29 protein-coding genes are annotated in these 24525 nt (G+C 59.4%); 6 read left to right on the top strand and 23 right to left on the bottom strand.

Annotated features, from left to right (window positions below):
• Positions 1–99: 99 nt before the first annotated feature.
• From V0R60_RS11830 to V0R60_RS11735, 20 genes are all read right to left on the bottom strand, one after another.
• Positions 100–1059 carry a PDR/VanB family oxidoreductase gene (locus V0R60_RS11830; RefSeq protein ID WP_136477682.1) on the bottom strand — a complete coding sequence of 320 codons (960 nt, stop codon included), beginning with the start codon at positions 1057–1059 and terminating at the stop codon, positions 100–102.
• Between the two features lie 3 nt (positions 1060–1062).
• Complete coding sequence (locus V0R60_RS11825; protein ID WP_330079766.1) at positions 1063–1500, bottom strand: Rid family hydrolase; 438 nt, start codon at positions 1498–1500, stop codon at positions 1063–1065.
• Positions 1497–2531, bottom strand: a complete 1035-nt coding sequence (locus tag V0R60_RS11820; protein WP_330079765.1) for an aromatic ring-hydroxylating dioxygenase subunit alpha — start codon at positions 2529–2531, stop codon at positions 1497–1499. The genes V0R60_RS11825 and V0R60_RS11820 overlap by 4 nt, the downstream gene beginning before the upstream one ends.
• 21 nt (positions 2532–2552) lie before the next feature.
• Entirely contained in the window at positions 2553–2780 is a 228-nt protein-coding gene (locus tag V0R60_RS11815; protein ID WP_136477679.1) for a recombinase-like helix-turn-helix domain-containing protein, read from the bottom strand.
• A 1-nt stretch (position 2781) separates the two neighbouring features.
• Positions 2782–3099 carry a hypothetical protein gene (locus V0R60_RS11810; RefSeq protein WP_136477678.1) on the bottom strand — a complete coding sequence of 106 codons (318 nt, stop codon included), beginning with the start codon at positions 3097–3099 and terminating at the stop codon, positions 2782–2784.
• Between the two features lie 10 nt (positions 3100–3109).
• Positions 3110–4252, bottom strand: a complete 1143-nt coding sequence (locus V0R60_RS11805; protein WP_330079764.1) for an FAD-dependent monooxygenase — start codon at positions 4250–4252, stop codon at positions 3110–3112.
• A gap of 13 nt (positions 4253–4265) precedes the next feature.
• Positions 4266–5231 carry a VOC family protein gene (locus tag V0R60_RS11800; RefSeq protein ID WP_330079763.1) on the bottom strand — a complete coding sequence of 322 codons (966 nt, stop codon included), beginning with the start codon at positions 5229–5231 and terminating at the stop codon, positions 4266–4268.
• Positions 5228–6718, bottom strand: coding sequence for an aldehyde dehydrogenase (locus V0R60_RS11795; RefSeq protein WP_330079762.1), 1491 nt, complete (start codon positions 6716–6718; stop codon positions 5228–5230). The genes V0R60_RS11800 and V0R60_RS11795 overlap by 4 nt, the downstream gene beginning before the upstream one ends.
• Before the next feature lie 10 nt (positions 6719–6728).
• Positions 6729–7532: an aspartate dehydrogenase gene (locus tag V0R60_RS11790; protein ID WP_330079761.1), complete on the bottom strand. Its 804-nt coding sequence runs from the start codon at positions 7530–7532 to the stop codon at positions 6729–6731.
• 10 nt (positions 7533–7542) lie between these two features.
• Complete coding sequence (locus V0R60_RS11785) at positions 7543–9225, bottom strand: thiamine pyrophosphate-binding protein (RefSeq protein ID WP_136477673.1); 1683 nt, start codon at positions 9223–9225, stop codon at positions 7543–7545.
• Positions 9218–10018 carry an SDR family oxidoreductase gene (locus V0R60_RS11780; RefSeq protein WP_136477672.1) on the bottom strand — a complete coding sequence of 267 codons (801 nt, stop codon included), beginning with the start codon at positions 10016–10018 and terminating at the stop codon, positions 9218–9220. The genes V0R60_RS11785 and V0R60_RS11780 overlap by 8 nt, the downstream gene beginning before the upstream one ends.
• A gap of 1 nt (position 10019) precedes the next feature.
• Entirely contained in the window at positions 10020–10844 is an 825-nt protein-coding gene (locus V0R60_RS11775; protein WP_330079760.1) for an IclR family transcriptional regulator, read from the bottom strand.
• The gene (locus V0R60_RS11770; RefSeq protein WP_330079759.1) at positions 10841–11710 is read right to left on the bottom strand and encodes an alpha/beta fold hydrolase; all 870 of its coding nucleotides are present in this window, start codon (positions 11708–11710) and stop codon (positions 10841–10843) included. The genes V0R60_RS11775 and V0R60_RS11770 overlap by 4 nt, the downstream gene beginning before the upstream one ends.
• A 4-nt stretch (positions 11711–11714) precedes the next feature.
• Positions 11715–12254, bottom strand: a complete 540-nt coding sequence (locus V0R60_RS11765; protein ID WP_330079758.1) for a cupin domain-containing protein — start codon at positions 12252–12254, stop codon at positions 11715–11717.
• 14 nt (positions 12255–12268) lie between these two features.
• Positions 12269–13033 carry an SDR family oxidoreductase gene (locus tag V0R60_RS11760; protein ID WP_136479006.1) on the bottom strand — a complete coding sequence of 255 codons (765 nt, stop codon included), beginning with the start codon at positions 13031–13033 and terminating at the stop codon, positions 12269–12271.
• The gene (locus tag V0R60_RS11755) at positions 13033–13809 is read right to left on the bottom strand and encodes an ABC transporter permease (RefSeq protein ID WP_136477668.1); all 777 of its coding nucleotides are present in this window, start codon (positions 13807–13809) and stop codon (positions 13033–13035) included. The genes V0R60_RS11760 and V0R60_RS11755 overlap by 1 nt, the downstream gene beginning before the upstream one ends.
• A gap of 29 nt (positions 13810–13838) precedes the next feature.
• A complete protein-coding gene (locus V0R60_RS11750; protein WP_136477667.1) occupies positions 13839–14837 on the bottom strand; it encodes an ABC transporter substrate-binding protein in 999 nt (332 codons plus the stop codon).
• 39 nt (positions 14838–14876) lie between these two features.
• Positions 14877–15713 carry an ABC transporter ATP-binding protein gene (locus tag V0R60_RS11745; RefSeq protein ID WP_256658393.1) on the bottom strand — a complete coding sequence of 279 codons (837 nt, stop codon included), beginning with the start codon at positions 15711–15713 and terminating at the stop codon, positions 14877–14879.
• Between the two features lie 325 nt (positions 15714–16038).
• Positions 16039–16926, bottom strand: coding sequence for a DMT family transporter (locus V0R60_RS11740; protein WP_330079757.1), 888 nt, complete (start codon positions 16924–16926; stop codon positions 16039–16041).
• A 162-nt stretch (positions 16927–17088) separates the two neighbouring features.
• Positions 17089–17331: a pyocin S6 family toxin immunity protein gene (locus V0R60_RS11735; RefSeq protein ID WP_136479005.1), complete on the bottom strand. Its 243-nt coding sequence runs from the start codon at positions 17329–17331 to the stop codon at positions 17089–17091.
• A gap of 240 nt (positions 17332–17571) precedes the next feature.
• Between V0R60_RS11735 and aceK the strand changes: the two genes are divergently transcribed.
• The gene (gene aceK, locus V0R60_RS11730) at positions 17572–19293 is read left to right on the top strand and encodes a bifunctional isocitrate dehydrogenase kinase/phosphatase (RefSeq protein ID WP_136477664.1); all 1722 of its coding nucleotides are present in this window, start codon (positions 17572–17574) and stop codon (positions 19291–19293) included.
• A 41-nt stretch (positions 19294–19334) separates the two neighbouring features.
• Here aceK and V0R60_RS11725 read toward each other — a convergent pair whose 3' ends face one another.
• Entirely contained in the window at positions 19335–20204 is an 870-nt protein-coding gene (locus V0R60_RS11725; protein WP_136477663.1) for a DUF6279 family lipoprotein, read from the bottom strand.
• A 110-nt stretch (positions 20205–20314) separates the two neighbouring features.
• Between V0R60_RS11725 and V0R60_RS11720 the strand changes: the two genes are divergently transcribed.
• On the top strand, positions 20315–21151 hold the full coding sequence (locus V0R60_RS11720) for a CvfB family protein (RefSeq protein WP_330079756.1): 837 nt from the start codon (positions 20315–20317) through the stop codon (positions 21149–21151).
• Here the strand turns inward: V0R60_RS11720 and V0R60_RS11715 are convergent, their stop codons facing one another.
• Positions 21152–21535: a hypothetical protein gene (locus V0R60_RS11715; protein ID WP_136477661.1), complete on the bottom strand. Its 384-nt coding sequence runs from the start codon at positions 21533–21535 to the stop codon at positions 21152–21154. It abuts the gene before it with no gap.
• 177 nt (positions 21536–21712) lie between these two features.
• Here V0R60_RS11715 and V0R60_RS11710 point away from each other — a divergent pair, with 177 nt between their 5' ends.
• From V0R60_RS11710 to def, 3 genes are all read left to right on the top strand, one after another.
• Complete coding sequence (locus tag V0R60_RS11710) at positions 21713–21892, top strand: CsbD family protein (RefSeq protein ID WP_136477660.1); 180 nt, start codon at positions 21713–21715, stop codon at positions 21890–21892.
• Between the two features lie 156 nt (positions 21893–22048).
• Entirely contained in the window at positions 22049–23035 is a 987-nt protein-coding gene (locus V0R60_RS11705) for a YihY/virulence factor BrkB family protein (protein WP_136477659.1), read from the top strand.
• On the top strand, positions 23025–23564 hold the full coding sequence (gene def, locus V0R60_RS11700; RefSeq protein ID WP_136477658.1) for a peptide deformylase: 540 nt from the start codon (positions 23025–23027) through the stop codon (positions 23562–23564). Before V0R60_RS11705 ends, def begins: the two co-directional genes overlap by 11 nt.
• Here the strand turns inward: def and V0R60_RS11695 are convergent.
• Positions 23516–23968, bottom strand: a complete 453-nt coding sequence (locus tag V0R60_RS11695; RefSeq protein WP_371922216.1) for a GNAT family N-acetyltransferase — start codon at positions 23966–23968, stop codon at positions 23516–23518. The two genes, def and V0R60_RS11695, sit on opposite strands and share 49 nt — an antisense overlap.
• Before the next feature lie 284 nt (positions 23969–24252).
• On the opposite strand from V0R60_RS11695, the gene V0R60_RS11690 reads away from it, so the two are divergent.
• The gene (locus V0R60_RS11690) at positions 24253–24510 is read left to right on the top strand and encodes a DUF2790 domain-containing protein (protein WP_136477657.1); all 258 of its coding nucleotides are present in this window, start codon (positions 24253–24255) and stop codon (positions 24508–24510) included.
• Positions 24511–24525 lie beyond the last annotated feature (15 nt).

The raw sequence follows: 24525 nt of genomic DNA, 5'->3' as shown, positions 1-24525 counted from the left end.
GGCTATTTTAATCCCCCTGAGTACGCGATATACCCGGCACAGGGGCAAAAAAAACCGGCACATCGGTGCCGGTCAATCGTGCGCGTAAAGCTTCAGCGATTACAAATCGAGGACCATGCGCCGACTCTTGCAGCCCGATACACAGACCATCATCGATTTGTTTGCCGCACGTTCAGCCTTGGTCAGCACCCCGTCGCGGTGGTCGATATCACCTTCCAGCACGCGGGTTTCGCATGACCCGCATACCCCTTCGCGGCAGCTGTATTCAATGTCGCATCCCGCTTCGAGAAGCACATCGAGCAGGTTCAGCCCCGGTTCGATGTTCAAGGTTTTGCCGGACTTTTTCAGTTCGACGCTGTAGCTGTCCTGGGCATCTTCGGCCGGCGGCAATTCGGCAGCGGCGAAGCGTTCGATATGGGCGTGAGGATAGCCAAGGCTTTCGCAGGTACTTTCGAAGGCATCGAGCATCGGTGTCGGGCCGCAGCAGTAGAAGTGCGTGTCACAAGGCTGGCCGGCCAGGTAGCGGGCCAGATCCGGCACCGTACCTTTCTCGTCGTTGAAGTGATAAATCACCTTGGCATCGAGGCCGCTCAGTTGTTCCAGCAGCGCCGCTTCCTTGCGTGAGCGGGCGCAGTAGATCAGCTCGGCAGATTTGCCCAACGCCAGCAACTGGCGAAACATGCAGTAGATCGGGGTGATGCCGATGCCCCCTGCCACCAGCACGTTGTGGCTGGCGTGCGGGTCGAGGGCAAAATTGTTGCGTGGCTGCGAAATGCTCAGTTGTGAGCCGACGCGCAGTTGCTCGTGCACGAAGGCCGAACCGCCACGGCTGTTGCGATCGCGCAAAATGCCGACTACGTAGCGGCCCTGGTCCGTTGGCGAATTTAACAGCGAGTAACTGCGCACCAGGCCGTTGGGCAGGTGCAGGTCGATGTGCGAGCCGGCTTCGAATGGTGCGAACACGGTATCGCCCCAAGGGCGCAGTTCGACGCTGATGATACCTTCGGCTTCATGGCGCAGGGTATGCACCAGCGCTGTAACAGTAGAGGAGTTGGACATCATTCACCTCGTTGGCGCAGTGCGCATGTCAATGTCGAGCCGGGCGCTGGCTTCGATTTCAACCACCAGTTCCGGAAATACCAGGGCGCTCACTTCGACCAGGGTGGAGGTGGGGTAGCAAGCAAAACCCGCGAAGAAGTCGCGGCGTGCACGACCGACTTCGTCTTTGTCGGCGATTCGGGTGAGGTACAGGGTCAGCCGGTAGATATTGCCGATATGCCCGCCCGCGGCTTCCACCAAAGCCCGCACCTTGTGCAGCACCACCAGGGTCTGCGCATAGGCATCCAGTGGCGCTCCGGCTTCGGCTGCATGACGCGTGGCGGGATGCCCGGTCATGCCGGACATCACCAGTTCATTGCCGAGCAGCAGGGCGTTGGACCAACTGGCCGTGGCCAGCTCGCTCACAGACTGTGCCTGAATACGCTGCACGGCCTGGCTCATGACAGCTGCTTCGCTTCGATCAGCGCCAGTTGCTCCTTGGCCTGTCCCTTGAGGTAGCGGCGCAGGCGTACCACACCCAGGTCATGCTGGTAGAGGTTTTCGCGCTGATTGGCATCGGCTTCCATGAATTCCAGCAACACCCGATCCTGTTCCAGTACGGCCCAGTGGCGTGCTTCCAGGCGGTTCTTGTAGAGGAAACGCCAGGTGTCACGCTGCCAGCCGGTCAATGGCCGGGCGCGCCAGTGGAACACTGCGCACAGACTGCGACTGCTTGGGGTATAGCTGCCGATGATGGTGAAGTTGCCACCTGGGCCACCGGTTTTCGGATACGGAATTTCCAGACGCAGCCAATGACAACCGTTGTCGAGGAATTCGGTCCAGTCGAAGTTGACCCCACGCTGGCCTTCCTTCTCGAAGACGAAACCCTGGTCAGTGTCGCGGGTGACGAATTTGGCGGTGGCTTCGCCTTCGCTCATCGAGTGCGACATTTTGTGCAAATAGGTGCCGTGCATCGGGTCCATGACGTTGTCGAGCACATAGCGGTAGTCGCCTTTCCATTCGGTGTAGCAGAGGAAGCTACTCCACTCTGGCGAGGTCAACTGCTCAGGCAGCACCAGCGCGGGTGGGGTTTGCAGATGCGGATCGGTGGCGTTGAACAGGAAGATCGCTCCGGCCGCTTCATGGGTATGGAACATACGGGTAGGTCGGCTGCCTTCGAGTTTGCAACCGGGACTGCCGGGGACCTTGGTCACGGTACCGTCGCAGCGCACTTCAACGCCGTGGTACGGGCACTGCAGACGGTCACCCAGCACCGGGCCCTGGGAAAGCGGCGCGCCGCGGTGCGGACAGTGGTCTTCGAGAGCGTGCACGCTGCCATCGTTATCGCGCCACAAGGCGATCTTGTAGCCCAGGCGCCGTACCGATACCGGCTTTTCGCCGAGTAACTCCGACGGTAGGACCGGGAACCAGAGGTCTTTGAGGCCATTGGCCAGGTGATTCTCAACAGGGTCGACGGTGAATTGCATATTCATCTTGTTCTTACCTCCGGCGGGTCATGCGCCCAGCCGTGCCATCAGGGTTTTGTAGGAGTCTTCGGTCCATTCGCCACTGGTCAGCGGGCAGGGTGGACCGGCCAGATTGAGGTGCGCGAGCAGCTCAGGCAGTTGCGTCACGCCATTGCCGTAGGCGCGCTCGATGGAGTCGCCAAGCAGCTCCTCGAACTGGGTGTTGGGCCGTTTGCGCGCCTGGTGTGGGTCCAGGTAACGTTCGGTGTTGCTCATGTCATTGACCTCCATTGCGGACCCGTTCGCGGATCATTTCGCGGACCGGGACAAAGTCGTACGTTGGATAGCATTCGGTGCGGAAAACGCCCCAGGCGGCGCGCTCCAGCTCTACATTGACCTTACTCAGCAAGCTCGGCGGCAAGCGCAGGGTGACGATCTGGCCCAGGCCCATGGCCACGGTCCAGGACACCACTTCGACGCCTTGCGGCGGGAAGCTTTCCCACCAGCCCATGGCTTTCATATGCGCCTGGATCTGCTCCAGGTTCTTCGACTGGTCGTGCTTGAGCAGCACGGTCAGCAGCATCGATTCGTTCATCGGCCAAGACTCATGCGGCATGGGTGGTCGGCACGGTCCAGGCGTCGTAACCGTAGACCCAGTCGGCATTGCCACCCGCCTTGAGCCATTGGTTGCCACGCGAACCGATCTGGATCTGACTGGTACGCTCAAGACGCGCCTGTTGATAGCCCTGCAAGGCCCTGGCTATCTGGGACGCATCGGTCACACCATGAAGATGACGGGCCAGGACCACGGCATCCTCGATGGCCTGACCAGCTCCCTGCGCCATGAATGGCATCATCGGATGGCAGGCGTCACCTAGCAGGGTAATTGCTCCTTGCGACCAGTACGGCAGGGGATCGCGCTCATACAGTGCGGTCTTGAGCACTTCGCCGCAGGCATCGAGCAGAGCGCGGGCATCGGGGTGGAAGTCCTGATAGTGACTGCGCAATTCGGCGGCATCGCCAGCAGTGGTCCATGACTCCAGATGCCAACTGTCCTGGGCTGTGGTGGCGAAAATGAAGATGTCACGGCCTTGGTTCAGCGGGAACGTGACAATCTGGCTTTGTGGGTTTGGTCCCCACCATTTGGTGAAAGCCTGGATGTTCGGTACGTGGGCCACACGGCTGGCCGGGACCACGGCTCGATAGGCAACCACGCCGGTGAAACGCGGTTGTTCCTTGCCAAACAGTGCATTACGCACCACCGAATGAATACCATCCGCCCCGATCAATAGGTCGGCGCGATGCTGGCTGCCATCCTTGAAGTGCAGCTCGACGCCGCTGGCATCTTGCTGCACCTGCTCGGCGCGCTTGCCGAACTGTACGTTTTGCAGTGGGAACACCTCAGCCAGCGCCGCGAGCAGGTCGGCACGGTGGATGGTCAGTTGCGGCGCGCCGTATTGGCTTTCGGCAGCGTCGGCCATCTCCAAGCGCGAAGTTTCCTCGCCGCTGTCCCACAGGCGGCTGATGCGGTGCGTGGGGCGTGCGGCCGGAACACGTACCGCCGCGCCAATGCCCAGGCCATCAAGGGCTCGGACGGCGTTGGGGGTCAGGTTGATATCGGCACCGACCCGGAGAAAAGCCTTGGACTGCTCGAAGACGGTGACCTGATGACCGGCCTGACGCAGGGCAATTGCGGCGGTGAGGCCGCCGATTCCGGCACCGTTGATAGCGATGTTCAACGAAGACATGGGCGACTCCTGTTCAAGGTTTCGGTTTGTCGGTAAGGAACTTGCCCTGCGGCGCTTCGACATGCTGCTGGCGTCGGGTGTTGCCATCGATGCCACCGGCGATCGCCCACTCGGCAAATACAGTCGGTCCCGGCTCGAATTCGCGGGGTTGCCACTCAGCGGTCAATTGGTCTTCATCGGCGTAGTACTCGACCAGCGCGCCAGCCGGGTTCTTGAAGTACCAGAAGAACGCCGAGGAAACCGGGTGACGACCCGGGCCGATCTCGGTAGCCCAGCCGCTGCGTGAGATGTGCATGCCGCCACCGAACACTTCGTGCAGGTCGCGCACGGTGAACGCCACATGGTTCAGTCCTGCCCGTGGCGCTGGCAGTTGCAGCATGAACAGGTCGTGGTGACCGCCTTCCTCGGCGGTACGCAGGAAGGCGCCACGGTTGGGATAACGGTCCGAGGCCTGAAAGCCGAAACGGTCGTGGTAGAAGGCTTCGCAGGTATTCACGTCTTTGACGAAGAACACCACGTGGCCCACTTCGATAGGCGTGGCACGCTCGTAGACCGGCGCCGGCTTGTTGATTCGGCCTTTGCTCTGCCAGGTGTTGTGGCCGCTGCATTCGATGTCCAGGGCACGTTTGCGCGTAACCTGCAGGCGAATCGCCAAGCCGTTGGGGTCGGTGCAGCCGATGCGCCCGTTGCCTTCGACAAAGCCCGGGTCATTGGCGATGCGCTGGCTGTAAACGGCCAGGTCAGCTTCGCTTTCCACACCCCAAACCACTTCCCGCACGGTGGAGCCCGGTTCGATGGCGGGCGGTAGGTCGGCCTTATTGATATCTGCCAACACCACCCGGCAGCCGTTGAGCGTTTCGAAGACCACCTGGTCGGCTGCTTCGCTGACTTTTGTCAGCCCCCAATCGCTGAAAAAACGCACGCAGGTGTCGAGGTCCTCGACGCCATAGGTGACTTCATCGATACCTAAAACACTCATGACGTTGCCTCCGCTGCGGCCCAGGCCAGGGGTTGTTCGTTCATGCCCCAATAGAGGCTCTTTTGTTCCATGTATTGCAGGATTCCCAAGCGACCTTTTTCGCGGCCCAGGCCGCTGTCACGCCAACCGCCGAAGGGGGTGGAAATGGAGAATTGCTTGTAGGTGTTGATCCACACGGTGCCCGCCTGAATCTTGCGACCCAGGGCCCAGGCGCGTTTGTAGTCGCGGCTCCAGATCCCGGCGGCGAGGGCGTACAGGCTGTCGTTGGCTTGCTCGATCAATTGCTCTTCGTTGTCGAAGGGCATCGCCACCAGCACCGGGCCGAAGATTTCTTCCTGGCAGGTCTGCTGGTCATTGCTCAGTCCTTCGAGAATCGTCGGTGGATAGAAATAGCCCTGATCGTAGATGCCTCCTGCGGGACGCTGGCCGCCCAGCAGCAGGCGCCCGCCTTCAGCCAGGCCAAGGGCAACATAGCGCTCTACCGACTCGCGATGGTCGGCGCTGATCAATGGCCCCATCTGGGTGGCTTCATCCACCGGATCACCCAAGCGCAAACGCGCAGCGCCTTCGACCAGGCGCTGCATGAACGGTGCATACAGGGTACGGGCGACGAACAATCGTGAACCGGCGATGCAGGCCTCGCCCGATGAGCTGAAGATGCCATACAGCACCCCGGCCACGGCATGGTCCAGATCGGCATCATCGAGGACGATGGTCGGCGATTTGCCACCCAGTTCCAGCGACACCGGCATCATTTTTTCGGCGGCAATATGGGCGATGTGCTTGCCGGTTCGGGTACCGCCGGTGAACGACACACGCTTGATCAGCGGGTGCTGAGTCAAGGCGTCGCCAAGTACTGAGCCTTTACCCGGCAATACACTGACCAGGCCCTTGGGCAAGCCTGCGTCGTCGCAGATCCGGGCCAGTTGCAGGGCCAGCAGCGGGGTGATTTCCGCAGGCTTGATGACCACCGCGTTGCCCGCCGCCAGCGCCGGGGCAACCTTCTGTGCCTCGCTGGCGATCGGCGAGTTCCAGGGGGTGATCGCGGCGACCACGCCCATGGGTTCGTAGACGCTCATGCTGACAAAATCGCCGCGCGATGGGGTGATGGTTTCTTCCAACGTTTCGCAGGCCGCAGCAAAAAACTGGAAGGTACCGGCAGCGCTGGCCACCAGCGCGCGGGTTTCGTTGATCGGTTTGCCGTTGTCCTGGCGCTGCAGTTGGGCCAGCTCTTCACTGCGCTGGCGGATCAGTTCGGCAATGCGGTACAGCACAGCAGCACGTTCATGGGGTTTGCGCTGTGCCCAGCCGCTGTGCAGGAAGGCCTGGTGAGCGCCTTGCACAGCTTGCTCGACGTCTTCGAGGCTGGCGGCGTTGAGCCACGCCACGGGTTCACCCGTTGCAGGATAGCGGGTCGCATAGCGCTCACCGCCACCCAGACGCCAGGTGCCGGCAATGCAAATGGGTAGAGTCTGTTCCAGCGTCATCGATATTCCCCTAGATGGAAATGGCATGAGCGTGATTGCCCAGGGCACGGACCACGCTGTACACCGTCAGCGCCGACGTCTTCGGGTTGGCTTGCAGTGGCTTGCCGCGCAGGCTCATCTCGAAACCGCCAAAGGCGCCGCGAGCCTCGAAGTGATGGACGTTTTCCTCGCTCAGCGGATCGGCGATCAGCGTCACGTGGGTGCGGTCCAGGCCCAGCCCGGCTAGCGACAGAGTGGCGGCGACGTTGGCGTTCTTGGGATACAAGCGCGCCGCTTCACGGGCGCTGCCCTGGAAGATCACCGTGGCTTGATCGATGGTTTCCAGGTCGCAAATCTGTTCGGCTGGGGTGTTCTTCCATGCCTTGGCCGGCTTGCGACCGGTGTAGTCGACCGAATCCAGGCCGCCGACCTTGGCCGCCGACAGCGCATCGATACCACCGATGGCGCCGGGCAGCAGTTCTATGCGGGTATTGCCGCGGGCCGCAGCCGCTTCCAGGCGTTCGACCAGACCCACCTGCGAAAGCGCACCCACCGAGACAATCAGGCAGGCGACCCCTCGCTCCAGTGCCGGCAACACGTGCTCTTCAATGGCCATATGCCCGGCGCACTCGACCAACAGGTCCGGATGAGCGTCGGCGGGCAGCGCGGTGAGCACCAGCGGAGGGTTTTTGAATGCCGCCAGGCGCTGTTGCACCAGCGCTTCAGAGCCCGCCGAGGCGATCACATGCTCGACGCGCATTTGCGTGTCGTTCTCCAGTAGCTCCAGTACGGCAACGCCAATGGCGCCGCAGCCGATCATGGTGATATTGAGCATGTGCTGGTCCTCAGGCCGTGGCTTTTTGGGCTTTGGTTTCGCTGTTCGGCGGGCCGGCGAACTGGGTGGCGAAACCGCCGACGCTGAGCATGTCGACCTCCAGCAGGAACGGCCCTCCCTGGCTCAGGGCGTTGTCGAGTACCGGCCCAAAGTCTTTCAGGTCGCTGACCAGGCCATGGCGCAGGCCAATGGACTCGGCAAGCTTGGTGTAGTCCGGGGTGTGCAACTCGACATAGGCGTGGCGGGCGCCGTAGATGGCGTCCTGAATGTTGCGAATCACGCCGTAGCGCTGATCGTTCATCAGCAGGATTACCACGTTGGCTTTTTCCTGCACCAAGGTGGCCAGTTCACCCAGATTGAGGATGAAGCCACCGTCACCGGCCAGGGCAAACACTTTGCGTTGCGGGTCGGTTTCTGCCGCGGCAACGGCGGCGCCGATGCCCATGGCCAGCCCCTGGCCGATTCCACCGCCCAAGGCATGTACGCCTGCCAGCGGGTGGTACAGATTGAGCAAGCGGTTGCCCCAGATGCTGTTGGACAGGGTCACGTCGCGTACCCAGGAGAAGTTGCGACCGGTGAGCGCCTGCAACTGTTCGACCATAGCCGAATAAGGGCCAAGGTCTGCTACCAGTTGCGTGCGCGATTGAGCGCGTACCGCCTTGAGTTCATCAATGAACGTCGGGTCGATGTTCAAGCGTCCTTGCAGACGATCAGCCAGCCCCTCAAGCGCCAGGGCGGAGTCTCCGCAAATGAACAGTTCGCTTGAGTAGCTGCGACCTTCGATGGCTGGGTTGGCGTCGATGCGCAGGGTAGTGCGGGGCAGCTTCAAGGCGTATTTGAAGGTTTCGTTGCTGCGCAGGCGCGAGCCGGCCACTACCAGGGCGTCGCACGTCTGCAGGAAGCCTTCCACCAGTTTGTTCTGCGAGAAGGCACCCAGGCAGCGCTCGTCGTCCTCGTTGACTACGCCGCGGCCTTGGGTCGAGGTGATTACACCGACACCCATGTCGAGCAAGCGCTTTACCTGCGCGCCTGCATGACGGGCGCCGCCGCCGAGCCACAGCAGGGGACGCGTTGCAGTAGCCAGGCGTTCGGCGACCAGGTCCAGTGCTTCAGGCGCAGGCACCGCGGGCGGAACCGGCAGCGGCGAAAGATCGGTGGGCATCGGGATAAAGGTCGACTGGATGTCGATTGGAATTTCCACGCTGACCGGACCGGTAGGCGCCGTCAGGGCGGTTTGGACGGCCAGTTTCAGGGTACTCAGCGCGGTTTCTACACTACGTACGCGAAAGGCTGCCTTGGACACGGCCTTGAGCATGGTCAGTTGGTCGCGGGCTTCGTGGATATAGGCGAAGTCCTGGTCCAGATACGGGGTTTCGATCTGGCCGGTGATATGCAGCAGCGGCGTGCCGGCGGTGAGTGCTTCGACCAGGGCGCCGGCGGCATTGCCGGCGGCGGTACCGGTTGAGGTCAGGCATACACCGAGGCTGCCGGTGGTACGGGCGTAGGCGTCGGCCATGTTGGTGGCTCCGGCTTCACCACGGGCCATGACAAAGCGGATGTTGCCACGTACGGCAAAGGCATCGAGGATTGGCATGTTGTGAATCGAGATCACCCCGAAGGCAGCTTTGACCTCGCATTGCTCAAGGAAGGCAGTGATGGCAGCGCCAACGGTGACAGTGTTTTCATTACGCATGGCGGGACAGGCCTCCAGAAACATCGATATGGCTGCCAGTGGTGTAAGCCGACAGGGGCGAAGCCAGGAACAGGATGGCCTGGGCTGCTTCTTTGGGCAGACCCAGACGACCCAGGGGAATGTGTTTGCGTTGTGCCAGTTGTGCGGTCCATTGCGACCAGTCGAGCTCGCGTTCTTCGCGGGCTTCGAAGCGCCGCCGCCACTGGCCGGACTCAACCAGGCCAATGAGAATGCCGTTGACCCGAATGCTCTTTTCGGCGAATTCGGTGGCCATCGATCGCACCAGATTCTTCAGCCCGGCACGTGCTGCCGAGGTAGCGACCATGTGCGGCTCCGGCTGGCTGGCCAGCAGTGAATTGACGCAGACGATCGAGGCGTCGCGCTGCGCTTGCAACTGTGGCAGGAAGGCGCGAACCGGATAGATCACCGAGAAGAATTTAAGCTGCAGCTCTTCGCTCCAGGCCTCATCGGTGGTGTCGGCGAAGGTAGACACCCGACCTTGTCCGGCGTTGTTGATCAATACCTGCGCCGGGCCGAGCGCGGCCAGGCTGGCGGCGGCGAAGGCCTTGACCGATTCGGCATCAAGCACATCGCAAACCTGGGCCAGCAGACGCGCTTGGGGAAAACGTTCGCGCAGGCGCGCTTGAGCGCTGTTCAGACGGTCCTGGTCGCGGCCGCAGAAAGCCACCGCGGCGCCGGCTTCGAGCAGTTGCTCGACACAGGCCAGGCCAATCCCGGAAGAGCCGCCGGTAACAATTGCGGTACGCCCTTGCAGTTGATAAAGGTTGCTCATTTCAATCCCTTATCAGCGCAGTGACACGGCCACCGGCATGGGGCGTGTAGTTGAGCAGGCGTGAGAGCTCATCGGCGCTGCCGCGCACGTGGCCAAGCAGGCCATCGAAGTTGATGTGGCCAACCTGCGCGGTAGGGATGGTTACCCCCATGGCGGCAACGACTTTGCCACTGTGATCACGCACCGGCGCGGCGATGGTCGAGATCGACGACTCAAAAAAACCTTCACCGCTGACAAAGCCGCGCTGACGGTCGCTCTGTACCAGGTCGAACAGCTCCAGCACGGTTTTCGGCGTGCACGGCGAGTGCTGCTCGAGGTGTTCTTCCGGGTACAGATCGCGCAGTTCGGCCAGGCTCAAGTCTTCCAGCAGGATGCGGCCGAGCACCGTGGCGTGGGCGGGCAGGCGAGTACCGACGTTGACCGCGCTGGAGAACACCGACGGCGGCGAGACCTTGGCCACATAGACAATCGAACGACCGTCACGCACCACCAGGTTGCTTGGATAGTTAAGGTGGTCGCACAAGCGTGCCAGCAGCGGCTGACCCAACTCGGTCAGTTCCAGCGAGGCGAGGTATTCGAAGCCCAGGCGCAGTACCGACATGCCCAGGCGATATTCGTTGCCACTACGGGTCACGAAACCCATGGTTTCCAAGGTGGTCAGCAGGCGGAAGATGGTCGAGCGCGGCAGTTCCAGGCGGCGCGCCAGCTCCGGTGCCGTCAGGGTACGGTTTTGCCGGCTGAACTCGCAGAGCAGCAACAGGCCGCGCTCAAGGCCGGGGACGATGTATTTATCCTGGTTGTCTTTCAACAGATCCGAATCATTCATAGCGCAGTACCTGTCAGTGAGACGTCGAGTGCCTGGGCAAGCAGGGTTGCCACGGCCTCGGGTTGTTCGATCGGGCTGGCGTGGCCGGCCGCGGCGATCAGATGAAACGGAGCGCCCAGGGTGTCGGCCAGGGCTTTGCAGTCGGTTGCGGTGGTGATGCTGTCGGCGGCCCCGCAGTGCACTTCGCAAGGCACAGAGTGGTTCGCGTAGCGCAGCAGGTGGTCGCCGCACAACAGTTCGATGGCCTGGCGATAGCCTTGTGGCAGCAGGCGCGCCATATTCCATTGCACCCAGGCGCGCGCATCGCTGTTGGCCGCTGCCGAAAGCATGTGTGCGCTGCGTTGCTCGGCGAGCTTGGCGATGCCCAGTTGCTCCAACGCTTGCAAGCGCTTGCTGCGCACTTCATCGGCCTGTGCTGCGCGGGCGGGCTCGCCGTAGCCCTGCGCCGGGCTGAGCAGCACCAGGCGGCTGACCCGTTCGGGGGCATTGCAGGCAAACGCTGCAGCGGTGAGGGCGCCGAGGGAGTGACCGACCAGCACACAGCGTTCGATGTCCATCGCATCGAGCAACTGGCGCAGGCGCCGGGCATAGTCCGGTGCCTTGGGTGCCGGGTCAGGCAATGGGCTGGATTGCCCATAACCTGGTGCGTCCCAGGCGATCACCCGTGCTTTGCCACTCAATTGCACGGCCACCTGCAGCCAGGACGCGGCCCCTGAGCCGATGCCATGCAAAAGAACGATGGCCGGACCCTGTCCTGCTTCACGTATCGCTTGCGTGCGCTCGTCCAGTTGCACCAGGCGCAGCGTGAAGCGTTGCTCCAGCTGGGCGGGCAACGCGAGGGTCGGATTGTCGGTGGCGTGCAACATAGCCTTACCCGCGCTTGATCGAGGCCAGCGGGTGCGCTGGCGGATAGGTTGGCGTTACCGGCTTTTTCGCCCCGAGCATCACGCACATCAGCGCATCTTCATCACCGATGTTGATCTCTTCGCGGTATACCCCTGGCGGTACCGAAATCAGGTCGCGGTCGGTGAGGATGGTTTCGTAGCGCTCGCCATCTTTCTCGATGATCACTTTCAACTTGCCGCGCAGGACGAAGAACACTTCCTCGACGTCGGTATGAATGTGCGGTGGACCTTCATGGCCGGCCGGGATGACCATGGTCGAAAAGGTAAAGTTCTCCGAGGCAATAGTGTTCATGTCGGTGTTGACCCCGGTGCCACCGGTGCCCACGTAGCGCATTTGGGCACGACGGAACTTGGGATCGAAGTCGGCCTGGAACTTCAACGCATCCCAGTCGTACTTGCGGGTTTCGTAGCGGGCGATGCGGGTTTGCATCCAGCCTGCCAGATCGGTGCCTGCAGGTTGTTCCCAGGTCTTTGGTGCGTCGTTTTGAACGGAAAGGTCGGTCATGGATTTCTCCTTGGTCAGGGCATGACGAACCCGCCGTTGACCGGCAGGGTTTGTCCAGTGATGAAGCGAGACAGATCGGACAGGGCGAACAGCACGGCGCCACTGACGTCTTCTGGCAGTTGCGGGCGTTGAATGGCCCGTTGTTCGGTGTACAGCCGGTGGCGCGCCTCGGGTACGTAAGCGGTGGCCTCCACCAGCACCAGGCCAGGGGCAATGGCGTTGACGGTGATGTTGTCGCTGCCAAGTTCACGGGCAAGGCTGCGGGTCATGGCGATGATCGCACCCTTGCTGGCGACATAAGCCAGCAGGTTCGGCGCTCCCCACAACGGCGTGTCGGAGGCCAGGTTGATCACCGCACCTTTGCCGCTGGCACGCAGGGCTGGCAGGCAGGCGCAGGTCATTAACCAGGTACCGCGTACATTCACCTGCATCACCTGGTCCCAGGTTTCGATGTCCAGTTGCTCGCAGGTCTTGCCACCGGAGTTGGTAATTGATGCGTTATTGACCAGGCCGTCCAAGCCGCCGAGTTCGGCAGTGGCCTGGGCGACGCAAGCAGTGATCGAATCGGGGTTGCCCAAGTCGAGGGTGACGCCGCTGACCTGCAAGCCTTGCTCGCGCAACTCGCAGGCAGCCTGCTGCACGCGCTCGATGAGGATGTCGGCGATCACCACCCGCGCACCCGCCTGGCCGATGGCCTGAGCGAAGGCGTAACCGAGGCCGCGAGCACCGCCGGTGACGAGCACGCGACGGCCTTCAAGCATGGTGTTGAATGGGCTCATCATTGGGTACTCAGCATGGCTTTGGGCAGGTAGTGGAGGACACGCTTCTCGGCCCAGACCACGGCGCCATAGGCCAGCACGCCAATCAGGGTAAGCATGACAATGGCGACGAAAACCCCGGCGGTGTTGCCCTGGCCTTCAGCGTCTACCAGCAGGAAACCCAAGCCCTGGTTGCCGCCAACCAGCTCACCGACGGTGACGCCGATCACCGCCAGGGTCGAAGCAATGCGCAGGCCGGAGAACAGCGCGGCCATGGCCGAAGGGAATTCCACCAGGCGGAAGATCTGCCAGCGGCTGGCGCTCATGGTGCGTACCAGGTTGATCATGTCCGGGTCCACGGTGCGGATTGCCGACAGCACGTTGATCATTACCGGGAAGAACACGATCAGAATGGCGATGAGAATCTTCGGATAGATGGTGTAGCCCAGCCACATTACGAACAGCGGGGCGAAGGCCACCTTCGGCGCGATCTGCAACGCCAGGATGTAGGGCGAGAGCATGGCTTCGGCCGATGGCGACAGGCCCAGCGATACACCGATGGCAACGCCGAGCAAAGCGCCGAGGCCAAAGCCTACGATGATTTCGAAGGCCGTGATCAGGGTGTGTTCGAGCAGCGCGCTGGACTGCCACATGACCACGCTTTCTTGCACTACGCGAGTCAGTTGCGGCATGACGAACTCGGGCATGCCGAGCAGGCCAGGACCCCATTGCCAGGTCAGCAGGAACAGGATCAGCAAGGCAATGCTGCCGAGCACGGAGGTGTTGAGATTTCTCATCGGGCTAATACCTTTTTATACATCCAGGCTTATTGCGCGGCCGTGGTGGTTTCGATGAACTGGTTGCTGTAGAGCTCGTCGAGCTTGGGTTCTCTGGCGACGATGCCTTCGCTGACATAGAACTTGCGTACCGTGTCCAGTCGTGCGGGATCGATCCGGCCGAGCACGGGCTGATTGGCGTAGACATGCTCGACGTAGAGGCGGAAAGTTTTCTCCAGCGCCGCTTCCTTGCCGGCGTAGGCCGGGACGGCTTTGGCGAACGTCGCAGCCGCAGCTTTCGGGTTCTGGATGATGTCGTGCATGCCCTGCAGGGTGGCCTGGACAACGCCTGCGACAATCTTTGGCTGATGCTTGATGGCGTCATCGGAAGCCAGGATGGCCTGGGCCATGCTTTCGAAAATCTGTTCCTGAGGAATCAGGTTGATCTTCAGTCCGGCCTCTTCGGCATTGACCACCCAGTCCGGCACACCGGCCATGGCCTGCGCCTTGTTCGCCGAGAACAACTGCCAGACGCCCGACGGGCCGGCGGCCTGGATGTCGACGTCGGTTTTGCTCAAGCCAGCTTTGCGCAAGGACGCGAGGAGGGCGTAGTAGGTCGTGTCGGAGTACGACATCACGGTCAGGGTCTTGCCCTTGAGGTCCTTGACCGACTGAATGTTCTCACCGGCATTAGTGGCGATCATGGTCACACCGCCGGCACCGAGCACGGCCACGGCGCGTACCGGAATACCGTTGGCACGAACCACAATCGGGGTGTCACCGATGGCGCCACCGAGCATGGCATTGCCGGCGCCGATCTGTTTGGCGACATCCACGCCGCCCTTGGCGGCGATAAAGGTCAGGTCCAGGTCCCTGGCACTGTAATAGCCCTTTTCCTTGGCAATGATCCATGGCGCAAAGGCCGGGGAGTTGGGCGGCGCGGGCAGCAGGTAAGTAACCTTGGTCGGCTCTGCCTGGGCAGACACTGCCAGACCAAGCCCCAGGGTAATGAGCGAAGTCTGCGCAAGGCGTTGCAGGGACTTGAACATGCGTACTCCTTAATCGGTTGATGGGCCGTGAGGCGTTGATCAATGCAGTTCGGTGTCTTCGCCGACTTTCAGCAGTTCCATCAGGCGGCCAGCCAGGGGGCCGATCTCCGGCAGCTTGCGGCGTTCAAGCGGGTTGTCGCGAAACGGCAGGTCGACATCGATTTCTTCGATGATGGTGCCGGGGCGGGCACTCATGACCAGCAGACGGTCGGACATGGCAATTGCCTCGACCAGGTCATGCGTGATGAACAGCGCAGTTTTTTTCTCTTCGTAGAGCATCTTTGCCAGATCCTGCTGGAGGATCATTTTGGTTTGCGCATCGAGGGCCGAAAACGGCTCATCGAGGAACAATACTTGTGGATCGACCGCCAGGGTTCGGGCCAGCGCTGCACGTTGGCGCATGCCGCCCGACAGCTGGAAGGGATAGTGGTCGGCAAAACCTTGCAGATGGCAGCGGTTGAGCAGATCTTCGGCAATGGTCTGGCGTTGGGACGCGGGCATGCCCTGGATTTCCAGGCCCAACTCGACGTTACGGCGAATGCTGCGCCACGGCATCAGCAAATCTTTTTGCAACATGAAGGCGACTTTGCGCACCGGTCCAACCACGGCTTCGCCACCGACGAAGACTTCGCCTTCGCTGGGGCGGTAAAGGCCCGAGCCCATGTTGAGGATGGTGCTTTTGCCACAGCCGGACGGACCGATGATCGATACCACCTCACCGCGACGAATCTTGAAATTCACCTCGCGAATGGCGAAGGGCGCCTCGGACTTGCCTTTGGCTGGGAAACATTTGCCGACATTGCGAAATTCGATTTCGGTCGGCTCCAGGTCTTCCCTGGAGCGTGGCGAATTCCATTGAGGGGCGATTGCGTACATCTCTTTCACAGCCATTGGGGAAGCTCTCTGGTCTGTTTTATAGGTGATACGCGGTTTAGTGCATGAACAATGCCAAGTGACTTGTTGTCGTGGTTTATTTAAAAAATCGTTATTTATTAATTACTTACTCAAAGTAAGTGAAAAGTAATTTGTTTTATATATGAAACAAGGTTTTCTATATGGCACGAAATTGCACAGCAATTGCGCTGGGCGATTGCTGATGCAATAAGAAAGGGCTTTTTCGGTAACGGATTTTAGCTAATGGTTTCGTAGGTGAAACCACGGCGAAGAGGCCGAATAGACGGCCTCTGCGCGAGTGATATATTCAGTGAGCCTTGGCGGGCTTGAGCACCAGCCACAAGGCCAACGCGATCAACACACCGCCATACAGGTGCGCCATCGACAAGGGTTCATCCAGCAGCCAGGCGCCCCACAGCACCCCGAACGCCGGGATCATGAAGGTGACGGTGGTAGCCTTGACCGGCCCGATTTCGCTGAGCAGGCGGAAGTAAAGAATGTAGGCGAACGCAGTACACAGCAGGCCCAGGCCCAGCAACGACAGCCACACCTGCCAACCGCCCCAGCTCGCCGGAGGCTCGGTCATCACGTTGTAGGCGAACAGCGGTAACAGCAACAAAGTCGCGCCCATCATGCTGCCCAGCGCCGACAGGCGACTGTCCAGGCCACCCTGATGGTCGAGCCAGCGCCGGGCGAGAAACCCGGCAAAGCCGTAGCACGTGGTTGCTGCCAAGCACGAAAGAGCGCCTTGCATCAGCTTGTAGTCGAACTCCACCGGCCCAGCGCCGCTGAGAATACCGACCCCGAACAGGCCCAGGAAAATACCGCTGAGCTTGGCCAGGGTCATTGGCTCGCGGAAGAACAATGCGCCAATCAACACGCCCATCAACGGTGTTGTCGCGTTGAAAATTGCCGAATAACCGGCTGGCAGCACCTGGGCGGCAACCGAGTACAGGGTCGCCGGTATCCCCGAGTTGACCATGCCCAGTACCAGGCAGGCGCCAAGCTTGCCGTTGAAATTCCAGCGCACGCGCAGCAGGGCGAGTATCACCACCAGGCCCAGGCAAGCGATCGATACCCGGAAAAACGCCGTAGGCAGCGTGCCGAGCACTGGGGCAATGATGCGCATGAACAGAAAGCTTGCACCCCAGACAGCGGCGAGTATCAGCAGGCGGGTGATGGCAATGGGGCTCATGGGCTCTCCAGGTCCTTTGAGGCGGGGCGCGAGTTTACGCCAGAACCCGAGTTTGGCTCTCTCCCTTTCTTGCGCTGGAATTCTTGAGGCGGTGAGATTGGCCGATACGTCTGTGTCGCCGGGCTTCATTATGCCCTTTTCAGGGATAAAGCCCGTCGATAACTACGCCATCACACTTATGCAGACATCAAGGTCTCGCGGTATGGTTTTATCAAGTATCGCCTCGATCTGCGTAATTTGTGTTGGAGTTAGATCTACGACACCATCTTTTACACCCGCTTGAAGGGACGCCCAGCCAACCACTTCAAGCACGGCTTGGGTGAATTCTGGTTCTACGTCGAGTTCAAACTGCACGAATTCATTTTCGTGGCCATCAGGAAAAAAGCCTTCGATACATAAAATCATAATCACGCCTAACGCTTATTTTGGCCTTGTTCTTCCCGGTACTATAACGTGGAGCGTTAGCGGCTGGCTGTGGGGCGATTCCCAAATTCAAAAAGTTCAATGAAGGACGCTCAGCTAGTAGTTGCTGTACTGAAACTTGTGGGTCGGCGAGTTTGGCCGATACACCCGTATCGTCGGGCTTTCCCTGCCCACGGCGACTGGCTAAGCTCAAGCTTTGACACTCCTGCAGAGGTTCGATGTATGCCCCAGCACTGGCCGGCCGCCGATATCGCGCGGATGATCCTCGATGGCTTCGACGATTACCGTGAGCATTTTCGCCAGATCACCGTCGGTGCCCGCGCTCGCTTCGAGCAAGCGCAGTGGCAGCAGATCCAGAGTGCTTCGGCGGCGCGTATCAATCTCTATGAGGAAAAGGTCAGCGAGGTCAGTGACTGGCTGCACAAGGCGTTTGCCGCTGAAGTGTTGCTGGATGTCGCCCAGTGGCCGCTGGTCAAAAGTGCTTATATAGGCTTGATCGATCCGCGCCTGGACGATGAGCTCTCGGAAACCTGGTACAACTCGATTTTCTGCAGTCTGTTCAGCCATGACCTGATCAGCGACGGCTGCATGTTCATTCACACCACCCGGCCATCATTGCGCAGCCACGAACGGGCCGCGCAAACGCGCATCTATCATCCGCAAGGCAGCTTGAGCAGTGTACTGGCGCAAGTCTTTGACGATTACTGCTTCGACGTGGCGTATGGCGACCTCCAAGGTGACCTGGCGCGTTTGGAAGGACAGTTGCGCGAGAATTTGCCGGATTGGGTGTGCAAGGACCCGGCGCTGGCGGTGGAACTGTTTTCTCCGGTGTTGTATCGCAACAAAGGCGCCTACCTGGTCGGGCGCCTGTACACGCAGGATGAGCAGTGGCCGCTGGTGATTCCTTTGTTGCACCGCGAGGGTCATGGCATCGAAATCGATGCGCTGATCACCGACGAAGCAGAAGTGTCGATCATCTTTTCCTTTACCCGTTCGTATTTCATGGTGGATGTTCCGGTGCCTGCCGACTTTGTCGGCTTCCTAAAACGCATCCTGCCGGGCAAGCATGTTGCCGAACTCTATACCTCTATCGGCTTCTACAAGCACGGCAAGTCGGAGTTCTATCGTGCGCTGATCAATCACCTGGCCAATACCGATGACCGCTTCATCATGGCGCCGGGTGTGCGTGGCATGGTGATGAGCGTGTTCACGCTGCCGGGCTTCAATACCGTGTTCAAGATCATCAAGGACCGCTTTTCGCCGTCCAAAAGTGTCGACCGGGCGACGGTGATCGAGAAATACCGGCTGGTGAAAAGTGTCGATCGGGTCGGGCGTATGGCCGATACCCAGGAGTTTTCCGATTTCCGTTTCCCGTTGAGCAAGTTTGAGCCTGAGTGCCTGGCGGAACTTTTGGAGGTGGCGCCCTCCACGGTGCAAGTCGAAGGTGACACCGTGCTAGTTAGGCACTGTTGGACGGAACGGCGTATGACACCGCTCAATCTTTATCTGGAGAATGCCAATGACGCCCAAGTGCGCGAGGCGTTGGAAGATTATGGTCTGGCGATCAAGCAACTGGCGGCAGCGAATATTTTTCCCGGCGATATGTTGCTGAAGAATTTTGGCGTTACTCGGCATGGTCGCGTGGTGTTCTATGACTATGACGAGATTTGCTTTCTGACTGAGGTTAATTTTCGATACATCCCGCCAGCGCGGTATCCCGAGGATGAGATGTCCGGTGAGCCGTGGTATTCGATTGGGCCGCACGATGTGTTCCCCGAGGAGTTTCCTCCGTTTCTGTTCGCCGATAGCGGGCAGCGGCGGCTTTTCAGTCAGTTGCATGGCGAGTTGTATGACGCTGACTATTGGAAAAGTCTGCAGGAAGCGATTCGCGGGGGAAAAGTGATTGATGTGTTCCCGTATCGGCGCAAGGCCCGGGAGTGTTGAGCTCAAGCCCGCGGGGAACACAGTGGTAGCGGGCTTGCTGTTTAGCTTTTCAGGCACTTGAGGTCGCTTAGGTCTTTTTGCACCTGGCTCAGCCGTTGTTCCAGGTGTTGGCGTTGCTGGGGAGTGCTCTGGGCGATCAGGTCAACCAGCAACTGTCGGGCGGCTTGTTCTGTACGTTGGTAGGCCACGCGGTATTCGGGGGTCCAGAGGCTTTCGCGATTTTTCAGTAGTTGTTCGAGTTGAGGTTCGAAGTTGGCGTTTTTACGCTGCTCCATGGCTTCGCTGAAGTGCGCCTGCCAATTCGCTCGATTGGCAATCCACTGGCGGTTCTGTTCGCCCAGACTCTGCGACCAGGTGACTATCCGCAGTTGTTGCTGCGCAGTGAGTTCACCCAGCCAGGGGGTAAGGCGCTTTTCCATGCGTTCGCTACGCGCTTCGATCTGACGGGCAAGAGGTGTCTTGACGAATTTGGCCTGGCGTTCGCGGATGTCTTCGCTGAAGGCCTGGCGCATTTCGCGTACTTGATCGTCGTCCATTGCACTTAGCAGTTGTGCGGCGGAGGGGGTGATCTGGTCCGCAACTTTGGCGATGGCCTGTTTTGCTTCTTGGGTGCGCAATTGCAGTTGCGCGTCAGTGACTTGATCATCGGCGACCATTTGTCGGACTTTATCGATCCAGGTCAGGTACTCGGGCAGTTGCGTGCGGCAGTGCCAGGCCAGATGCTGTTTGAGGCGCTGATTGAGCCAGGTCTTTTGCTGGCGGTTCATGTCCAGGTAGTCATTGAGTGACCAGGGCACCAGTACATCGAGGTTGCGATAGGCCAGGTCGATGCGGCTGCACGCCACCACCAAGAGGGCAGGAGCGAGTAGCAGCAGGCAGGGGCGCAGGTACTTGTGCAGGCAGGCGTACATGAGCGAATCCTTGCAGTGGCTTGCGTGTCTTTATAGAACAGCTTGGCTCATTGCGGTTCCTTTTGCCGGTTGGGTGTAGAATGCCGGGCTCGCAAAGAGGATTTCCGGAAATGGCTTTAGTTGGGCGTTACAACAGTTTGCAAATCGTCAAATACACAGACTTCGGCCTGTACCTGGACGGCGGCGCGGATGGTGAGATCCTCTTGCCCAATCGCTACATTCCGAAGGACACGCCCACCGAGGTCGAAGATTGGCTGAACGTCTTCGTCTATCTGGACAGTGAAGACAAGCTGATCGCTACCACGGAAAAGACCAAGCTACAGGTCGGCGAGTTCGCGAGCCTGAAAGTCAAGGAAATCAACAGCATCGGTATTTTCCTCGATTGGGGCCTGCCCAAAGACCTGCTGATGCCGTATTCCGAAGAAAAACGCCAGATGAAAGCCGGCGAGTACTGCGTGGTGCACGCCTATCTGGACAAGCGTACGCGTCGTATCACCGCGACCGCGCGTCTGGACCGTTATCTGGATAAAGTGCCGGCTACCTACAAGGAAGGTCAGGAAGTCGATTTGCTGGTGGTCGAAGAAACCCCGATGGGGTTCAAGGCAATCATCAATAACAAGCACTGGGGCCTGATCCACAAGAACGAAGTGTTCAAATTCCTGCGTTCGGGCAAGCAGGAGAAGGGCTATATCAAGGAAATGCGCAGCGACGGCAAGATAGCCTTGAGCCTGCAGCCGATTGGCCAGGACCTGGCCAACAGCTTGAACGACAAGATTCTGGCCAAGCTCAAGGACGCCAATGGCGTGCTGCCGGTCAGCGACAAGAGCGATCCGCAGGTGATCAGCGATATGTTCGGGGTCAGCAAGGGTAACTTCAAGAAGGCCATCGGTGCCTTGTACAAGGATGGCCACATCGTCATTCACGCCGACCGCATCGAACTGGTCTGATCAGGCCTGGCGAAAGCCTGCAAAGTTCAGGTTTTCGCCGCCTTGACGAGTGTCCTGGAGCAGCGAGTCGCGATCGGCGCTCAGTGCCAGGCTAATGGTGGAGCGCCGCTTGCCGGGGTGGCGCACTTCCATTTTTTCCAGATGGGCTTTCAGAAAGTTCACCGGCACCTTCAAATGCTGCAGCTCGTCGGTTTCGGGTGTATGCAGCAGCAGGTTGACCCAGTCGGCCGCCCCTTTGCGCAGCACCAGCTTCACCGGCACATCGAACCACCACAGGCTGCGTTTGCTGTCGAGCACGGCGAATAGGCTGTTGTCGCTGGAGAGCACCGGTTTTCCCAGCTCCAGGTTACGACGGGCGATGGCGGCGGGTTTATCGAGTTTCATGCAGGTTCCTACGGGTGACGCTTGAAAGGTCGACTATTGTGCTGGCAACGCGGCGAAACATAAAGCGGCGTAATGATTGAACCGGCGCCCGACAAATAATTGAAACTCCTGAACACAGCCATTGGTCCACTGACTGTCGACTCTGACAACCCGTTTTTCCCCTTCAGGAGAACTCTCATGAGTGGCACCAAAGATAAAGTCAAAGGCATGGCCAACGAAGCGGTTGGCAACATCAAGCAAGGCGTAGGTAAAGCAACCGACAATGATCGCATGCGCGCAGAAGGTGAGATGCAGGAGCGCAAAGGCGAGGTTCAACAAAAGGTCGGAGAGGTCAAGGACGCAGTGAAAAAGCCTTGATAGTTGTAGGCAAGGTTACGCGACGGCCATCCTGAGATGGCCGTTGTGCTATCTGCGCCAATCAATCGCAACTTTGGGCCAATCGTCGTTTAGACTTCAGTGCAAAGCTTATTGAGGCGCCGTGCCCATGATTTTCGAGCGGCGAAAGGAGACGCTATGATTTTTCCCGCCCTGCGCGGCTTGCCGTTGCATCGAGTGCTGGTACGCACCGTAAAGGAATTTCTCGACGACGAGATGTCGACCTATGCCTCGGCTCTGGCCTATCAGATGTTGTTCTCGCTGTTTCCCTTCCTGTTGTTCCTGATCGCTTTGATCGGCTTTCTGCACTTGCCTGACTTTTTTTCCTGGCTGCGTCTGCAGTCAGAGATGGTATTGCCACCACAGGCATTGGAGCAGGTCAATCCAGTCATTGACCAACTGCAGCAGTCCAAAGGTGGCTTGCTTTCGGTGGGTATCGTGATTGCTTTATGGACGGCATCTGCAGGTGTGCGCTTGATGATGAGTGCGATGAATGCCGCTTACGATGTGGTCGAAGGCCGCCCAGTGTGGAAGCGCATTCCACTGTCGGTCGTCTACACCGTGGGAATCGCGGGTATGTTGCTGGCCGCGGCGGCGTTGATGGTGCTCGGGCCGCAGGTGATGGAGTGGATCGCCTCGCAGGTCGGCATGCAGGAGTTCATCGTGACCTTGTGGACGATTCTGCGTTGGCCGGCAATCATCATTTTGATGATGGTGGCAGTGGCGTTGATCTACTACGTAATGCCCGATGTAAAACAGGAGTTTCGTTTTATCACCCCAGGCTCGGTACTGGCGGTGGTGGTATGGATCATCGCTTCGTTGGGGTTCGGCTATTACGTCAAAACCTTCGCTGACTACAACGCCATGTACGGCAGTATCGGTGCGATTATTGTCCTACTGCTGTATTTCTATATTTCTGCCGCGGTGTTGTTGTTGGGGGCGGAAATGAATGCAGTCATTGAACATATGTCCGTCGAGGGTAAGGATCCCGGTGAGAAAGAGGCCGGTGAAAACCTCCATGAACATGATAAAAAGCATGTTTCCGGGTTGGGACGCGATCACTCGCTCGACCACCCGGCTACCTCGGAAGATGAGCCCGTGAGACGTACATCCCATGATTCGTGACATTCTGAAAATGGGCGACGAGCGTTTGCTGCGTATCGCTGCGCCGGTGCCTGAGCAATTGCTTGCCAGTGCTGAGCTCGAGCAGCTGATTGCTGACATGTTCGAGACCATGCGCCATGTGGGCGGCGTTGGCCTCGCCGCCCCGCAAATCGGTATCGACCTGCAATTGGTCATTTTTGGTTTCGAGCGTAGCGAACGCTATCCGGACGCCGAGCCTGTTCCCCAGACCATCCTCCTCAATCCGCTGATCACGCCCTTGGACACCGAAGTCGAAGACGGCTGGGAAGGGTGTCTTTCGGTTCCGGGCCTGCGGGGGGTGGTACCGCGCTTTCGACGTATTCGCTACCAGGGGATCGATCCTCAAGGCCAGGTAATCGATCGGGTCGCGGAAGGTTTCCATGCCCGAGTGGTGCAGCATGAGTGCGATCACTTGATCGGACGGCTGTATCCGTCACGCATTCATGACTTCAATAAGTTCGGTTATACCGAGGTGCTGTTTCCCGGGCTGGATCCTGCCAGCGACGATTGAACCCGGGCCATGGCCAATAGCTGTTTGCTGCGCTGGTAACGCACCAGGCGCTCAGCCAGCGCGGCGGGCAGATCAATGCGCAGCTCGAAGCCTTGTCGCTGATAGAAGGGTACAAGCTCGGGGTGGCAGAATAACCAAGTGATTCCTTGCGCGTCTTGCATGGCCGTGTCAATCAAGTGCTGAGCGATCCCTTGTCCTCTATGTTCATGCGCGACCCAAAGTCCGGTCAGCCAAAAGCCACCTGAAACCGGCGTCAGGCACATCGCTGCGACGAGGTCTTCGGCACGGGCCACCCACAACTGCCCTTGAGCCGCCGCGCGCATGGAAGAACCCTGGCTTTTATAGAATTTATTCAGCAATGGCCGCTCAAGGGCGGTCAGCTGACAGTAGCGTAATTTGGTCACGGCAATCGTCCAGCAAAGGCTCTGGCTTGGGCTTTTACAGGGGCAACGTTCACCTGTCGAGGGTGAACATTCCAGTGGATTGTTACAGTTTTGGTAATAGTGATTGTCCGGCTTAGGGATTTAACCCGATTGGCCAACTTGTAAACTATGTTTGTCCCGACAAAAAGTAGCAGCGGGACCGGTACTTCGTGTTATGTCAAAGTGGTAGATGTAACAACTTCTCCGCGCCTCTGTTGGCCAATGAAGTCAATCGATTAGTTTGATTGCTTTGCAGGCTTATTATCATGAAAAGTTTACTTGTTCTTGCCCTTGTCGGTATGTCTTCTTTTGCCTTGGCTGATGAAGTTAAAGTCGCCAATGTACAGCCGGTAGTTGAACAGTACGATTATTCGACCAACCTGGATATTGCCAAGGTTATCAGCTTGTCGACCATTCCCAACGTCTGTGAAGTGGTGCCGGCAACCATGGTTTACGAAGATCACCAAGGTCAACGCCACACCCTCGAATACCGCGCCATGGGTAATGGGTGCACTAACGGCTGAGCCCAGCCCAGACCT

This window comes from Pseudomonas auratipiscis (assembly GCF_036324085.1).
In the GTDB taxonomy this organism is placed as follows: domain Bacteria; phylum Pseudomonadota; class Gammaproteobacteria; order Pseudomonadales; family Pseudomonadaceae; genus Aquipseudomonas; species Aquipseudomonas auratipiscis.
Note: the sequence above shows the minus strand (reverse complement) of the source record. Positions and strands in the feature narration are given on the sequence as shown.